Below are 15,673 nucleotides of genomic sequence, written 5' to 3' on the forward strand. Positions count from 1 at the left end.
TATCCCTTAAAAATGTTTACCCACACTTTTCACAACATTCGTAGACTAAAACAGCAGCATTTCAGTAAAGGACAAGTCATGTACACAGCACATCGCACACCTGATGTTTCTGTATTGTAAAAAATTACAGTACAGAACAAATTGACTTACGGGTAAACATTTTATAGGGAGGGCTTATATATTCTATAAAATGTTTACTCGCAACTCATATATTCTAAATATAATTTGAGGATCTTCTTATGTAAGCGAACACAAAGGATAATAAAGTGGAGGACAACCAAGTCAAATAGTAAACATCTATTGATGTAATATACACCCATAGATGTCTATTTACACCTGCTATATTCTGAATATTGTGATTTAATGAGTGGATAGTCTGGTATGCAATTGATCTGTACAGGCCATGTAGACCATAAAACTAACAATAACAGTCAGTTTATTAATTCCTCTTACTTCAAGATAACAGAGGAAATTAGATTGCAGGGTTAATTACGGTCATAAATTTTTGAATATTTTAAAGTTAGATAAAACTTAAATTTCTTGGTTTACAACCAAATTTGAACCTTTGTCAGTTTATCAGCTACTTGCTAGATTCCACTTATTATATCAAAGGGTTAGGTAAGAATTCTGTAAATATCTGATTGTTTATTCGGATTGTTTGAAAGGGATTACATTCTCTTAAATAACATATTAGTGTTGGAGCCGATTCATCTGGTCACAACCATTGCACTAAAAATTAAATGAAAAGGGAGTTTTTGTATATGCATACAGTACATTCTATGAGCTATAAGGATTATGAATTCGAAGTGGATGGTCAAAAGGCAGACATAGAGGATATTTTTCCTGGTTTTAAACCCAGCGATCGTATCGGTGTCGTTACACGTACACCTGGAGGCAGCATGGGTGCAGGAAACTTAATTATGTCAGCATTGACCCGCTTCTATGATTTTTATCGTCCAGAACTGGGAGACGAACCAGGGAAATTACGGATATATCCTGAGTACTTCGTCTTTCATGTCGGAAAACGCCATATGAATCATACAATGATGGATGTTTGGCCACCACACAAGGATGTCATTGTTGAAGAAGATGATCCAGAAGAAATATTGGCGAGTATTAATGACCGTGGAATCACACGCTTAGTCGTTGAAGATATTGAACCAACCGTACCGGTATTTTTAAGAGAAACAATCAGCAGTGCCAAAAGCCGAATTGTCAGCGCTTTAGCGTATGACCCTTCTGGAAGAGTAGATCAGGGAGACATTACAATCAAGGGTTGTGCATCTTCAGAGGAAAACATAATTGCAACAATGAATATGTCCGATGAGATAAATGAAGAATTAAGAGAGCAATTAAAAATTAACCGTGAGAAAATCACTGTCGATAACCGTGTCGTCGAGACCTATCGCAGAATTGCACCAAGTGAAGCTATTCATAAGCTGACCAAGTTTACCAAAATTGGAAGCAAAACAGCTAGCTATTTGGAAGTATTGCAAAATGATAAAAAGTTTTTAGTTGAACATTGGTAGGATAAAGTCTTTAGAGTTCTGCTGGGTAAATCCTGGCATCTTATTTCCAGAATCATTACCAACGTTTAATTTTTATAACAACAATCTACAAAACTCTAAATAAATGAAGGCAACGCTACTGCTTTTTAGGTAAGCAAACCTAAAATAGCGGTGCCTTCATTATACCAATACTAGTTCAATCAGATAGTAGACGATAACTGATGCAGCAATTGTCTATAGAAACGGAGGGTTTTTTATGATGAAATCGAACACACTTATCTTTATTGGTCTTCCTATGATTGCCGTAACATACGGTTTGGCCAGGTTTAGTTATGGTTTAGTGCTTCCTTATTTGCGTGAGTCTTTGGATATCAGTCAGGCTATGGCAGGACTAATCGCGTCGTCTGCTTACTTATCCTACATTTTCGCGATTATCCTGGCGATGATCTATATGCAAAAAGTGGGACCACGTATGATAATCTTAATAGCAGGTGGAACTGCTGTTGTGGGAATGGCCATTATATCTATGGCCAATAGTGGTATTACCCTTGCCATCGGTTTATTTATTGCCGGCCTAAGTTCGGGATTTGCCTCCCCTCCATATGCAGATGGCGTAAAAAAATGGATCGAAGAGAATAAGCAATCTCAAACCAATACATGGGTAAATTCAGGTACAAGTTTGGGAACAGCAATAACAGGGATCGTTGTTATCTTCTTGGTCAGCGATTGGAGAATGACGTATATTTTATTTACAGTCTTAGCTGCTATTGTACTGATGCTTAATTATAAATACATTCCTAAGGAAAAGAATACCAACGTAAATAAAGCTCAAAAAATCCGTGTGAAGAAAAGTGAGCTCTTGGAAGCAACTCCCTTAATCCTAGCTTCTACACTATTAGGTGTTGCAATGGCTGGTTATTGGACTTTTTCAAGGGATTTGGTAAGCGGAATGGCAGGAGTTCCCGAAGTTATCGTTCAAGGGTTTTGGGTCATTATTGGATTAGCAGGGATATTTGGGGGCTTCGCTGGGAGGATAAGTACTAAAATCGGGTTAACTCCCTCCTATTGGTTAGGTGTCATTGTTATAGGAGCAGCCTCTTTATTACTTGGACTATTTTCAAGCGCCATCCCTATTGTCTTATCAGCAATGGCCTTTGGAAGCTCGTATATATTTGTATGTGGTATTCTAATCCTTTGGGGAATCCATATTTTTAAAGAAGACCCTTCCATCGGGGTTGGCATATCCTATTTACTATTAACCGTAGGACAATTAATCGGGGCAGCATTAGGTGGAATGATTGCTGAAGCTCAAAGTTATGAAACCATGTTTGTCATATTTGGCTTACTTACTTTGGCATCGCTAATTTTCAAACCTAAAAAGCTGGTTAAACCGATTGAAGTGACGGAAGACCAACCGGAAGCGCTTTAAAAATTTATATAGGAAATCCTGGTGACATTCAGCGATGTACCAGTGGTTTTAATAAGATATTACCCTATATAATACACTAGCAAGAGCTTCAGATTAATTTTGTTCGGACATCCCTTCCCAGATCACCCGGTGGGGGGATGTCTGAACCCATATTCAATTTTGTGAACCCATTTAATTCATACAGCATACTTATCAAAATATCATCTAGTTATTAAAATTCAGTTACACTGAGTAAGTTTTATAATAATCCAGTTTGCTAACACAAAAATCATAAATGTAAGTAGCTTCATCTTCTGTGGTTTAGTTAAACCACTCTTTTTTTACCAAAAGAGATATTTTATAATTTAGTTTGATATAATCAAGGTAACCCTCAAATATCCAGAACCTCTAGTTTAAATATCTTATGCTAGTTATACCTGCATTATTCATAAAAACTCTATTATATAGTATGAATACTTGTTCAAATTGCGGCTTCACCAGATAAATGAACAAAGAACCCACTTCTGCTAGAGTTAGATTACCACAAAATACAACAGAAAGGATTCTTATAATGGCTGCTCATAGTTTAGAAGTATAGATTATTGTTTATTTCGAATATCTTGGATTGCTTTGTTACGATCTTCTTGGTTATATATGGCTGATCCTGCAACAAGAACATTAGCCCCTGCTTCGACACAAAGTACTGCTGTTTCAGGATTTACTCCGCCATCTACTTCAATTTCAACCTGCAGATTTCTCTCTTGTACAAGGTCAGCAACTTCTTTTATTTTTGGTAGGACAGAATGAATAAAAGATTGCCCCCCAAAACCTGGATTAACTGTCATAAGCAGGACAAGATCAACGTCATCTATTACATGCTTTATCATTGAGATAGGTGTATGAGGATTCAGTACAACTCCAGCTTTCATGCCCTCAGATTTTATTTGTTGAACGGTCCTATGAAGATGGGTGCAAGCCTCAACATGGACAGATAAGATATCAGCACCTGCTTTCGCAAATGTTTCAATGTATTGATCGGGATTCTCTATCATTAAATGTACATCTAATGGTATATTTGTAATAGGTTTAACAGCTTCAACAATTAATGGACCAATTGTTATGTTTGGTACAAAATGACCGTCCATAACATCAATATGAATATAGTCAGCTCCACCTTGTTCAACATCTTTTATTTCCTCTTCTAAGCGAGCAAAGTTCGCTGATAGAATTGAGGGTGCAATTTTAATCATGCTATCCATTCCTTTCGCTCTGTTCTAAGCGCAAGACGTTACATGTACTTACGCTAAGCATTTTATCTATCACTAACTAGTTACTTCTGAATAATAACTAAGTAGACCTTATAAAGTATAAAATGTACTTTATAAAAGGACTACTTTTAGTTATTTATTCTCTGTTCAGCAGTTATAAAATCGTATGTGAATGATTTACAACGTATTTTTATCTTTCATCCTTAGAAAACTTGGCATGCACCAAGCCTTTTCGGCGTATGCCTTCGTTGCACTTATGCAAGTAAGAAAGTATATACTTTTTTACTTGCCAAATCAGCTTGTTAACTAATATAGAGTGTTTCTATTTTGCAACTGTTGCTTCTTTAATTAAATTTTGAATTGCAGCAGCTGCACCTTTTTTATCGTCTTTGTTAGCAATACCGCCGCCAACAATAACAAGATCAGGCTGTGACTTTAATACTTCCGGCAACGTTTCCAGTTTGATTCCACCAGCGATAGCGGTTTTGGCATTTTTTACAACACTTTTTATTATTTCCAGATCTTTAAATGAGTTTTTGCCTTCTGCCTGCAAGTCATATCCAGTGTGTACACAGATATAGTCTACGCCAAAAGCATCTAATTCTTTTGCTCTTGTTTTAATATCCTTTACCGCAATCAGGTCAACAAGAATTTTCTTACCTTGCTTTTTCGCTTCTTCGACAGCACCCTTAATGGATGCATCTTCAGCAACCCCAAGAATAGTGACGATATCAGCGCCTGCCTCAGATGCCTTCAATACCTCGTAGCCTGCTGCATCCATTGTCTTTGTGTCTGCTAGTACTTGTAAATGAGGGAAGGCTTCTTTAATTTCTTTTACTGCTCTTAATCCCTCAATCTTGACAACCGGTGTACCAATTTCGACGATATCGATATGTTCCTGTACCTCTGCAACTATTTCTTTCGCTTCTGGGATATTGACTAAGTCTAATGCTAATTGTAATTCCATCAACGCTCCACTCCTTTTAGTAAGTTTATTTGATACTGTTTTGTGCCTACGTCAATTATATGTTGGAACATTCAATAATAAAAGTACGCACTTTAAATACATATAGTGTATAAAAATATACTGTTACAAAGAATGGTTTAGAAAAAAGTAACAGCACATTTAAATATATTTTGTAACAGTCATTGACGTATCTAATGTATTTGTGTCCCTTTCTCTCAGACTCCTTATCCAACTCATTGCGGATTTATATAACTGAGTAAGGATATTTTCCTTCTTCTATCATTTGAATAATTCCTTGCTATACTCTTTTAAATATAGATTAGCACTACTATACCTTTTCTCAACAATACCTGCTGACCCTTTCCTTTATGTCTTTCAACTCCGATTAAGTCAAAGTTTTAAGTAAATCACATTCTACGATTTGCTAACGGGAGTTGAATAATCCTCACCTTGTTCCCTCTTTGTCAAGATTGCACAAACGCAACTACTCAATGCCACATCCTGCTTTTGACTACAGTCTCTGTTCTATTGTAAATATCCCGAGAAATGGATAACTGTATTATTTTATAGAGTACCCGTTCTGATCACTGGTTAATCCTACAGTATAATTTGATACACTATATGAATTTAAAGTGCGTACTTTTAATACTGAATGTTCTAACATATAATCGAAGTAAGCACCAAATCAAATCTATTAATTTTACTAAGGGAGTGGCATGTTCATGGAATTACAATTGGCATTGGATTTAGTTAATATCCCGGAAGCAAAGAAAATAGTAGAGGAGGTACAGGATCATATCGACATCGTCGAAATTGGTACACCGGTCGTCAAAATTGAGGGGTTAAAAGCGGTAAAAGAAATCAAAGAAGCCTTCCCCCATTTACAAGTGCTTGCAGATTTAAAAACAATGGATGCTGCAGGGTACGAAGTCTTAAAAGCATCTGAGGCAGGTGCCGATATCGTCACTATTCTTGGGGTTGCTGAAGATGCATCTATCAAAGGTGCTGTCGAAGAAGCGAGAAAGCAAGGCAAGAAAATTCTTGTTGATCTGATCGCAGTAAAGGATATTAAGAAAAGAGCTAAAGAACTTGATGCACTTGGTGTAGACTACATCTGTGTACACACTGGTTATGACTTGCAGGCAGAAGGCAAGAACTCATTTAAAGACCTTGAGACGATTAAAAAGGTTGTAAAGAACGCAAAAACTGCTATCGCTGGTGGAATCAAGTTGGAAACGTTGCCAGAAGTGTTGAAGTCACAGCCTGATCTTGTTATTGTTGGTGGCGGTATTGCTAACCAGGAAGATAAAAAAGCTGCAGCTGCCGAAATTCAAAGTTTAATTAAAGAAGCAGCTCTTGCTTAAGGAGGGAACGTTCAATTATGGAAACAAAGGAATTTTTAAACGAAATTATAAAAGAGTTAAATAACACATCTAGTTTAATATCTGAATCAGAAGCGCAAAACCTGATCAATAATATCCTTGAATCGAAAAAGGTTTTTGTAGCTGGAGCTGGTCGTTCAGGATTGATGGCTAAGTCTTTTGCAATGCGCATGATGCACATGGGTATAAACGCATATGTAGTAGGTGAAACCGTTACACCGGGATTGGATAAGGATGACATATTAATTATTTCATCTGGATCAGGTGGAACTAAGAGTTTAGTATCAATGGCAGAAAAGGCTAAAAGCATTGGTGCAAGAGTTGCACTTGTTACAATATCACCTGATTCTCCGATCGGAAATTTAAGCGACCTTTCTGTTAAAATACCGGCCAAACCTAAAGAGGCTGGTAATGATAGCCAACATAAAACAATACAGCCAATGGGGTCGCTGTTCGAACAAAGTCTCCTTTTATTCTACGATGCTTTAATATTAAGAATGATGGATAGAAACGAACTGGATTCGGAAACTATGTTTGGAAAACATGCGAATCTGGAGTAGAAACTTTTCAATCCCATTTTTTCTATTATAAGTATTATATAGAAGGTGAATGAAACTGATGAAAATATGGGCATATTGTCCAAAATGTTGTTCACTGCAAAGTAAAGATAATCAATTATGTTATTGTAAAAAATGTAATTTAGCTTTAAGCGAAATTTTAATAGATGTGCAGAATAAAACAATTAAAGTATGATTTTCTCCCCCCATGCTTTATAGTTACGTTAAAATAAGACTTGCATACTTGAAAAGAAATTTATTGAAAAAGCCCAATTTAGCAATATTTGCTAAAAATTGGGCTCATTTCAATAAATTTTTATTATGACACGTTTGATATTTGACTGGTAATGATGATAATTACGATTGCTGCAGCAACCGCAACATATGGTAAAATACCTGCTCTCTTCTTAAATCCTTTTTCATCCTGTTCGTTTTGCGTTTGTTCAGGAAATTGCCCTTTGTCAGTAATGTAGTGTCTGTACACAAACAAAGGAATAGCGATCAGGGAAACTAACAAGCCCGATAGGAGTGTGCCTTTTCCCCAAACCAGTGCACCCAAACCTAAGAAAGCAATATTGACAAAGGCTAATACTATGTTAATTGACAAAAGCCATGTCGGTACTTTAAATGGTCGCGCCCAGTTTGGACGATCGAGCCTGTGAATCCATCCAGCATTCAAATTGAAAAAGTTAAATATAATATAATTCACATTTGAAATAGCTAGGATAAATGTATAGTCTGACAAAGAAAGCAAAATAACATTAAATCCTAAATTTGTCCACATAGCTCCAGTGGGAGCCCCATTACGATTTACACGGGAGATGAACTTTGGAAACCATCCATCTACAGATCCTTGGTATATTGTACGAGACGACCCGCCCATAGAAGTCATGATGGATAATACGGTAGAGAGAATCAGCAACAGAACAAGAACCGTTTCTATCAGAAGGCCTCCGCCTACCATCACGGCCATTGCTGAACCTACACCCATTCCACTTTCAATGCCGGGATCCAGTAAGCCTTCCGGTCCGAAAAAGTTTTGAAAGGAAAATGGAACAAGTGTGAACACTAGTAAACATAAAAGCCCTGAAAATATGATCGCTTTATAGGTGTCCTTTTTAGGATTTTTAAATTCACTAGTATAACAGATAGCGGTTTCAAAAGCATACGTAGACCAAGCAGCTAAAAATAATCCACCGAACAGTAACGTCCATCCTGCTGAATCCCAAGAGACTCCAGTTGGAAGACTAGGGGTTATGTTTTCTATACTAATTCCTTGGGTAATCAGTGGTACGATCCCTACAATAAGCAGTGGGATAAGAGCCACGACAGCAAGTATTCTTTGAATACGCGCAGCATTTACGGCACCCAAATTTTGGATTAAAAACACCGCTGCAAGAAAAGTAAGTGCAAGCACGAAGCTAAAGTCGAAACGTACGGTAAGACCTGGGCGTATAAAACCTAATTCCAGCAGTGTAATACCCCAAGTAGTAATAGCTGCAGTTGGAAAAAATGTCGTCAAGACGAAACCTGAAGCCAGTTTAGTTCCTAATGCCAATACTGGAGTCCAAGCTATCCAATTGCTCCATATGGACATTGCAGATAAAAACTTCGAATATTTCACCCATGCCATAGCGCCATATACAGATGCTCCACCAGACTTATTAGGATATAAACCAGCAATTTCAGCGTATAAAAAAGACTGAATGAACCCAATTGTGATGGATAGTGTCCAAACCAGCCACGATAGACCTCCCACAGTGGCTGCAATAGCCCCAATTGAAAATAAAACTAATGCTGGTACCCCGCTCGCAAACCAAAAAGCATCCTTCCATGTCATTTCTTTTTTTAATCCTTGGGATGCTTCCTCATCTTTCGGGATTTCTTCTTCCGGCAATGATTCTTTTAATAGTTCACTCACAAGCATCAAGACCTCCTTGGTATTTAAACAATAAAGAATTGATTTACCTTTCACAGATATGAAAGAATATATCTAAGGTGCCAACTAAATCTATTACAACACTTGTTTTGCGAAAGGACTGCATTCCGCAAATGAGCTGTAAGAAAGCGCATGGATAATTGTCCTTACGCAATTATCCATGCGCTTTCAGCCTATTTATCAGTTTTTTAAAATAGGAATTCTCTAAGATTTAGTTGCTTATCGTTTTGCTTGTATATGCTATACTCCGGTTATTTTCAACGACAGTTTGGGATGGATGCTTATCATTTATTTAGCAATAACTGTTCACAAATTTCCTCACTGGAAGGGTGGATTTCAACGTTTTTTACTTTATAAACTACAAGTCTAAGACAATGCTGCCATTCTTTGTTTTTGCTCGTGATATACACGTGCAAATGACACTTTTTTCTTGTTTCTCCTTATCTGTAAGGAAGAAATCCCTGTGATCAACTTCCCCATCCAGTACGTCTACTTGACAACTACCGCATCCTCCGATTTTGCAAGAATACGGAGCATCGATACCATGATTCAATAAAGTATCGAGCAAGGTTTCTCCTTCTGGCACTTCTAATACTTTATTGCTTCTATTTAATTTAACTTGGAAAGGTTCCATTGGACCAAAGTCTGGTGGGACAAAAAGTTCAAAATGAATATTTGTATCAGGGTACCCATATGATTTCGCTGACTCTGAATATTCGTTTATCATTCTTTCAGGGCCACAGAAATATACATGGGTTCCGATCGGCTGATTTTTCATTAAATCGGTCGTCATCCTATTGCCTTCCTCTGAAAAGTAAAATTTAGTTTCATCTGGATAAACCGAATTCAGAAAGGAATAAAAAGCACATAATTCCTTTGAACGTGCAGCATAATGCAATTCAAATGATTTTCCTTTCTTTCTCAAATCTGCTGCCATGGCGATAAAAGGCGTTATTCCGATACCTGCTGCAATTAAGATATGGTGTTTGGCGCTGAAACTAAGTGCAAAGTGATTTTTTGGATAACTGATTTTCAGCTGGTCTCCTTCTTTTATACGATCATGCCAGCATATCGAGCCACCTTTTGATTCATCATTTCGGCGGATAGCAATTTGGTAGTAATCTGATTGGTCTGGGTCATTTATTAAGGAATAATTATTTTCATAAATATTCTGATCGATTTGTACATATGTTTTAACATGAGATCCTCCGCCACAGCGCAGCAGCCTTGAAGTATCAATGGGCTTTAGTTTAAAACTTTTAACCTGTGGAGATTCACACCTAATCTCTTCTACAACAACATCGATGGTATTTCCAGACATCTTATTTTTTCCTCCTTTCCACACCAATTACTGCTTCTTCAGCTTTCACATAACCAAGATATGCGCCAAGCCTTCTTGAATAATGACTAGAAACCTCTAACTTCGTATTGCAGTGTTCACAAATCATTTCTTCTATTTCATCGCCTGTTTGATTTGTATTAAAAGCGTAGCACTTTACACACATAATTTTTTCCTTTTTCTGTCCTAACCCATTATATTGAATTTCATCATCTGTAAAACCTGAATTATAAGCTACGTTTTTAACGAAATTAATCATCGACCAGGATCCAGAAATATAAAGTCTTGTACCAATTACTTGGTTATTGAAAATAGTTTGCAGCTTAAAATTGTCTAAAGAAGTTATTAAGTTAATGTTATGGTAGTGCTGAAGATAACCCAATAATTCTCCTTGTTCCCCTGCTTTGACATAAACATTGGCTTCAACCCCATTGAAAGATAGAAAGTCAATAATCACTAGATTGTCAAACAGGGCCGCTTCTTCCATTAACAGCAACATTTTCTTGCATCGTTCAGGGATTTTAAAATGTGAATATTCGGAAATATTAATTTCAAAAAAATCACCTTCAGATATTGAAAGGTATTCTCCGTTGTTGATTGAAGTGTTGATAAAGAGACGACATATTCCTTCTTCATTTGTTTTAATCAAATAGACAGGAAGTTGAATAGTAGTTTCATTGCACACTATTTGATCTGCATAAGCAATCATGTTTGGGATAGAGCCCTTGGTCAATTCGACTTCTGCAATATGACCTTGTTCAAATGTCTTTAATTTGCTGAGAAGCTTACAATTAATTGGATGCATTTCCTTTCTTCCCTTCTTTTATTTTATTGAAGAAGAGCCTTCTATCCTCTGTTTCAAGTATTCCAGTATTTCATCTTTATATGAAATAAAACCTTTATATTCCGCTATATCATTTGGTATGTCATCCATAATATTATAGAATTGATATTTCCATTGCTTATTCTTAATCAACTCTTCAAGAGTAATCAGATGTGTGTGAATACTAAACAAAATACCATTACTGCGTGGTAGACGAAATAACCTCTGATCCTCTACTCTTAAATTAACTAATTGACCAGCGTTATCAGCGGTGACATTTCCTTTTTTCGGTCCCCATTCTCCAAATGTCTCTGGTGCAGTATCAAGAATCGGCTCAATTGTTAACGTCCAATTATATCTGGTCCAAGGCTGCTCAGCTTCAATTCTTAAAATGAAATCGCGAACCTTCTCAACTAAACCACTGCCAGAAAAGGCATGTGGAACAGGATTGTGTATTTCTAAAAATTCCATCCCTAAATCAAATGCAATTGACCAATCAGCCGGGAAACATAGCTGTCCAGCGTCCATATATAGCTTTCCGTCTCTTTGTCCCAGATAAACTAAATCTTCTTGAACATGCCGGCCAATAAAGTCTAATGGTTCATAAGGCAAGCTGGAAAGATCACCAAAAGTAAAGGTTTCTTCTTCTCCTAGTAGATGGTTTCGAAATACCCAGTAGTTTCTTTCTTTCTTTAGACTAAAATAGTTTGGGTGGATGGATACCATCTCGTGCATAATCATTTCCAGTATTTCCCACTGAGCTTCAATAGAATGTGGGAAAGATTGGAAAGTCTGTTCTTTTCTGCTCTCTAATAGTTCTCGTTTTAGTTTAATTTCCTCGAAATATTCTGGAGTAATGTCAAGTACATACGGGGGATCAAGTTTCCTGGAATTATTAGAATATCTATAGGAATCTGTAGTAAATGGGAACGGAAAACGTTCTAATAAAGGTTTGCTCATAATTTTTGCACTCTGTGTAACCATTATGTTATTCCTCCTTTTAAGGTACTGAATATTCAGAAATAAACTCTTACAACTGACCAAGCTTCATAATAAATCGGAACGTAATTTCTCTTTCCAATTACTTATTGTATTGCATATTCAGATTGATTGGCGGTTACTTAGATAGCGCTTTCATTAACTTTTGCATCATTCATACATTATAGTAGTTATGAACTTAGAGGTAATTTTTTCAATAAATCCTTTGATCTTCCTGGCCTGACAAATAGGATTCTCACATGACTACGCTTTCAATATTATTCTGACTGCAATTCTGCCTTCGCATTTTATAGTAGTTTTCCAGGGAATCATTAGATCACCTTTCCTCGCTCCTTTCCGTACATCCTTTGAATCGCATACTTTATTATAAATCAGATTAGGATGTGAAAAAAGTACGCACTTTTAATTCATATAGTATGTTAAAAAACATTAACATACGCAAATTCACCTCGTTGACACCATGAAGTTTCTATTGTTCATGAATGTAATATATCTATAGTTGAATCTATATTTATTTAACTAGAGTTATTATGAAGGAATTCTTTTTACTTCTTCTTCCTCCTCATTAAGTGCAGCAAATTTTTCTTCTGGAGCATCTTGGTTGATGCGGTACCTTGCCCATGTGAAGTAATAAATACTTGCTACGGCGAAAATACCGATGTTAATTACGAAAAAGACAGGATCCTTAAAAATACTGGAGAATAAAGCAATTATGCTAATGATAATACAGACGATAGGCACAACTGGGTAAAATGGTGCTTTATACGGGCGATTCAGATTTGGTTCTTTTTTCCTTAAAACCATTAGTGATATGTTCATCATAATGTAAGACACTAACGCTCCAAATGTAGCGATTAAAATTAATCGATCCGGATTGAACATTAGAACAAACACGAAACCAATTGCTCCCGGAACAAGGATTGCCATATATGGTGTGCGGCGCTTCTCATTTAGCTTAGACAGAAATTTAGGGAAATACCCAGCTCTTGACAATGCAAAGGTTTGTCTGGAATATGCCAAGATTGCCCCTGCTAAGCTTGCAAGCATTCCGAATAAACCAACTACAGAGAGGACACTGATTAACCATGAATTTTCATTGACACCAGTGGCAATCGCATAGGAAAGTGGGTTTTCTTCTACAGATGCTCCAGCTGCTCCACCAAGGCCAACGGTAACTGTAACCACAAGGAACGCAAGGATAACAAGTGTAAAAATCGCTCTCATAATCCCTTTAGGCATGTCCTTAACGGGGTCACGGCACTCTTCTGCAAGCATTGGCAGCATTTCCATACAAATATACAACCACATCGCATAAGGAAGTGCAGCCCATATACCGGAGATTCCACCAGGGATGAGTCCACCTTCAAATAATTTTTCAGCGGTAATATGTGGCATCCCATAAAAAGAGAAAAGTAATACAACACCTACAGAGATAGTAACAAGAATCATCTCGATTGTTGCGTATTCATTCACACCTAAGATATGAACAATAAAGAAAAACACATATAAAACTGCAGCAGCTAGAATAGGATCGATTGCAGGAATCAGGAAATTCACGTAATAACCTGCCCCAGCTGTGAACACCGCTGTACCTACCGCAAATTCTAATGTAACACCTACACCAGTAAGAAACCCAGCATATGGCCCCATTGCTCTTCTAGTAAAAGCATATGCCCCTCCAGCATGTGGCATTGCTGTTGTCAGCTCCGATAATGATAGGCACAATGTTACATACATAAGACCTATTATCGCAGTAGCAATCAACATTCCAATTAAACCTGATTCAGCCAGACCGTAGTTCCAACCAAAATATGACCCCGAAATAACGATTCCCACACCCAAGCCCCATATTTGTAAAGGACCTAAAACCTTTTTTAATTCCATATTATTACTCAAAATTTTCCCCCTTATTTATTAAATATTTTAATTTCATAAGTCTTTGTACAGATAAAAGTCTGACAACAATACGTAACATCCTCTTAGAAAATTAGTCGTTACTTCATTCTTGGACTTATCAAAAAGGAATATGGATAGTTTCAGTTTCCTATACTCGAAACAAACAATGGCAACCATAGGTCCATCAGAAATAAATGTGGAAAGGGTTAGCAGCTCTTTGTTGGGTTTTAATTAACAGGAATCTTCATTAAGTGAATATGGAAAAACGACCTTATAAAGGTTTGCTCACAATTTTGTCATTTATAGAACTACTATGTTATTCCTCCCTTCTAACTAAACTGAAGATCAGATAAATCTTCCGCAGCTTACCGATTGCACTTCATAATAGCCTTGCTGATAATCATTGAGGTGATTATAATGCAGTTTTCCTTCTCTATTTCTTTCCAATTACGCCTTTTAAATCATATTAAGATTTACGATGCCTTGTATAGATAGCGCTTCCATCACTTTCCGCATCAAAAAGGACTGTTGTAGTGGGTGTGAAAATTAAAGCATCGCCTTCTTCTGCCACAAACTTTCTGCCTTTATCATCTCGTACAGCAATCTTTCCTTTTGCAACAGTTTGTATTTCCAACAACTCATATGTGATCTTAAACTCTTCCTTATGCGTATCGAAGTAACCCATTTCAGTTGAACTTACAGGCACATTAAAAAATTGTATTGTATTTGTAAGTTTTTTTGTTTCATAACTGCCTGCTTTTATCAGCTGTATACCTGGATTCTGATTTAGATACTTGTAATTTATTTTTGACAATGTCTTCTCACTCATCCTCTTCGCTCCAATACAATAGTTTTCATTTTAACTGGCGTCCGTGTAAATATCCTTTGTAAATCACAGTTTTTCTCGCCAGTTTCCCTCCTTCCTCTCTTTTTTCCCCCTTATCTAGAAATTCTAGCTAAGCAATAACAGGGCCTTCAAAACTTACTTGTCTTACAGCATGCTGTAATCAAGGACTTCAGTAAATTTTTTAGAAGTCTTTATTTAGTCATTACTTCTAGTATGACTGTGTATTTTATTATAATTTAGACTATTCAGGAAATGAAGTACGCACTTTGAAATCACATGGTGTAAAAAATCATACTAAAGATTTTTTCTTTGACGCATAAACTAGAGACGAAATAAGGATCTATCAGTGTATAAATATGGTATATACGTTCCTGAACCAATCATTCAAATTACTTTCCTGCACCTAAATAAGTGGCAAAAAAAATGCTCCTCTCAAATTCTTTCTGAGTAGAAGCACATGAGTAAATTTAATATTTGTATATAAATCGCTATTTTGAAGTTATTATTTTCATTAGCAATTATGCTTTTTTGCTGGAGGACATTGCATACATTTACCGTAAAGTACATCTACCTTTTCACTTTCGATATAATCTATAACCTTACCACATTTCTGGCAAACGATTTGTCTCATCATTACTTTCAACTCCTTCATAGTAGTATGCAAAGCGGTTAATTCTCCCTCTTCATAATTTGCTTATAATCTCTACAAATTAAATTGACTGTGACTTTCAGGAATTTAT

Annotated in this window: 13 protein-coding genes; 4 read left to right on the forward strand and 9 right to left on the reverse strand. The window is 36.5% G+C overall.

Features of this window, described 5'->3' with window-relative positions:
* The first annotated feature begins 761 nt into the window (after positions 1-761).
* Both A4245_RS10035 and A4245_RS10040 read left to right on the forward strand, forming a co-directional pair.
* Positions 762-1,529: a hypothetical protein gene (locus A4245_RS10035; RefSeq protein ID WP_067727600.1), complete on the forward strand. Its 768-nt coding sequence runs from the start codon at positions 762-764 to the stop codon at positions 1,527-1,529.
* 235 nt (positions 1,530-1,764) lie between these two features.
* On the forward strand, positions 1,765-2,937 hold the full coding sequence (locus A4245_RS10040; protein ID WP_084268755.1) for an MFS transporter: 1,173 nt from the start codon (positions 1,765-1,767) through the stop codon (positions 2,935-2,937).
* Positions 2,938-3,515: 578 nt separating this feature from the next.
* Here A4245_RS10040 and rpe read toward each other — a convergent pair.
* Both rpe and hxlA (A4245_RS10050) read right to left on the reverse strand, forming a co-directional pair.
* Entirely contained in the window at positions 3,516-4,166 is a 651-nt protein-coding gene (rpe, locus tag A4245_RS10045) for a ribulose-phosphate 3-epimerase (protein WP_067727601.1), read from the reverse strand.
* A 340-nt stretch (positions 4,167-4,506) separates the two neighbouring features.
* On the reverse strand, positions 4,507-5,151 hold the full coding sequence (hxlA, locus tag A4245_RS10050; RefSeq protein WP_067727602.1) for a 3-hexulose-6-phosphate synthase: 645 nt from the start codon (positions 5,149-5,151) through the stop codon (positions 4,507-4,509).
* 722 nt (positions 5,152-5,873) lie between these two features.
* On the opposite strand from hxlA (A4245_RS10050), the gene hxlA (A4245_RS10055) reads away from it, so the two are divergent.
* Both hxlA (A4245_RS10055) and hxlB read left to right on the forward strand, forming a co-directional pair.
* Complete coding sequence (hxlA, locus tag A4245_RS10055; protein WP_067727603.1) at positions 5,874-6,515, forward strand: 3-hexulose-6-phosphate synthase; 642 nt, start codon at positions 5,874-5,876, stop codon at positions 6,513-6,515.
* Between the two features lie 17 nt (positions 6,516-6,532).
* Positions 6,533-7,093, forward strand: a complete 561-nt coding sequence (gene hxlB / locus A4245_RS10060) for a 6-phospho-3-hexuloisomerase (RefSeq protein WP_067727604.1) — start codon at positions 6,533-6,535, stop codon at positions 7,091-7,093.
* Positions 7,094-7,409: 316 nt separating this feature from the next.
* On the opposite strand, the gene A4245_RS10065 is transcribed toward hxlB, so the two are convergent.
* From A4245_RS10065 to A4245_RS19690, 7 genes are all read right to left on the reverse strand, one after another.
* Complete coding sequence (locus A4245_RS10065; protein ID WP_234402390.1) at positions 7,410-9,011, reverse strand: trimethylamine N-oxide permease; 1,602 nt, start codon at positions 9,009-9,011, stop codon at positions 7,410-7,412.
* Positions 9,012-9,387: 376 nt separating this feature from the next.
* Positions 9,388-10,350 carry a PDR/VanB family oxidoreductase gene (locus A4245_RS10070; RefSeq protein WP_067727606.1) on the reverse strand — a complete coding sequence of 321 codons (963 nt, stop codon included), beginning with the start codon at positions 10,348-10,350 and terminating at the stop codon, positions 9,388-9,390.
* 1 nt (position 10,351) lies between these two features.
* Complete coding sequence (locus A4245_RS10075; RefSeq protein ID WP_067727607.1) at positions 10,352-11,173, reverse strand: dimethylamine monooxygenase subunit DmmA family protein; 822 nt, start codon at positions 11,171-11,173, stop codon at positions 10,352-10,354.
* An 18-nt stretch (positions 11,174-11,191) separates the two neighbouring features.
* Positions 11,192-12,175 (reverse strand): heme-dependent oxidative N-demethylase family protein, encoded by a 984-nt coding sequence (locus A4245_RS10080; RefSeq protein WP_067727608.1) that lies wholly within the window; start codon positions 12,173-12,175, stop codon positions 11,192-11,194.
* A gap of 543 nt (positions 12,176-12,718) precedes the next feature.
* Positions 12,719-14,086 carry an ethanolamine permease gene (gene eat, locus A4245_RS10085; protein ID WP_067727609.1) on the reverse strand — a complete coding sequence of 456 codons (1,368 nt, stop codon included), beginning with the start codon at positions 14,084-14,086 and terminating at the stop codon, positions 12,719-12,721.
* Between the two features lie 466 nt (positions 14,087-14,552).
* Positions 14,553-14,915 (reverse strand): cupin domain-containing protein, encoded by a 363-nt coding sequence (locus A4245_RS10090; RefSeq protein WP_067727610.1) that lies wholly within the window; start codon positions 14,913-14,915, stop codon positions 14,553-14,555.
* Positions 14,916-15,444: 529 nt separating this feature from the next.
* Entirely contained in the window at positions 15,445-15,585 is a 141-nt protein-coding gene (locus A4245_RS19690; RefSeq protein ID WP_407668383.1) for a GapA-binding peptide SR1P, read from the reverse strand.
* Between the last annotated feature and the right edge of the window lie 88 nt (positions 15,586-15,673).

The sequence above is a fragment of the Oceanobacillus damuensis genome (assembly GCF_001618145.1).
Lineage (GTDB): Bacteria > Bacillota > Bacilli > Bacillales > Amphibacillaceae > Oceanobacillus > Oceanobacillus damuensis.

Excerpts from the sequence above, each read along its gene's own strand:
- A4245_RS10035 (WP_067727600.1), top strand. The coding sequence starts at position 762 with ATGCATACAGTACATTCTATGAGCTATAAGGATTATGAATTCGAAGTG.
- A4245_RS10040 (WP_084268755.1), top strand. The coding sequence starts at position 1,765 with ATGATGAAATCGAACACACTTATCTTTATTGGTCTTCCTATGATTGCC.
- rpe (WP_067727601.1), bottom strand. The coding sequence starts at position 4,166 with ATGATTAAAATTGCACCCTCAATTCTATCAGCGAACTTTGCTCGCTTA.
- hxlA (WP_067727602.1), bottom strand. The coding sequence starts at position 5,151 with ATGGAATTACAATTAGCATTAGACTTAGTCAATATCCCAGAAGCGAAA.
- hxlA (WP_067727603.1), top strand. The coding sequence starts at position 5,874 with ATGGAATTACAATTGGCATTGGATTTAGTTAATATCCCGGAAGCAAAG.
- hxlB (WP_067727604.1), top strand. The coding sequence starts at position 6,533 with ATGGAAACAAAGGAATTTTTAAACGAAATTATAAAAGAGTTAAATAAC.
- A4245_RS10070 (WP_067727606.1), bottom strand. The coding sequence starts at position 10,350 with ATGTCTGGAAATACCATCGATGTTGTTGTAGAAGAGATTAGGTGTGAA.
- A4245_RS10075 (WP_067727607.1), bottom strand. The coding sequence starts at position 11,173 with ATGCATCCAATTAATTGTAAGCTTCTCAGCAAATTAAAGACATTTGAA.
- A4245_RS10080 (WP_067727608.1), bottom strand. The coding sequence starts at position 12,175 with ATGGTTACACAGAGTGCAAAAATTATGAGCAAACCTTTATTAGAACGT.
- A4245_RS10090 (WP_067727610.1), bottom strand. The coding sequence starts at position 14,915 with ATGAGTGAGAAGACATTGTCAAAAATAAATTACAAGTATCTAAATCAG.
- A4245_RS19690 (WP_407668383.1), bottom strand. The coding sequence starts at position 15,585 with ATGAAGGAGTTGAAAGTAATGATGAGACAAATCGTTTGCCAGAAATGT.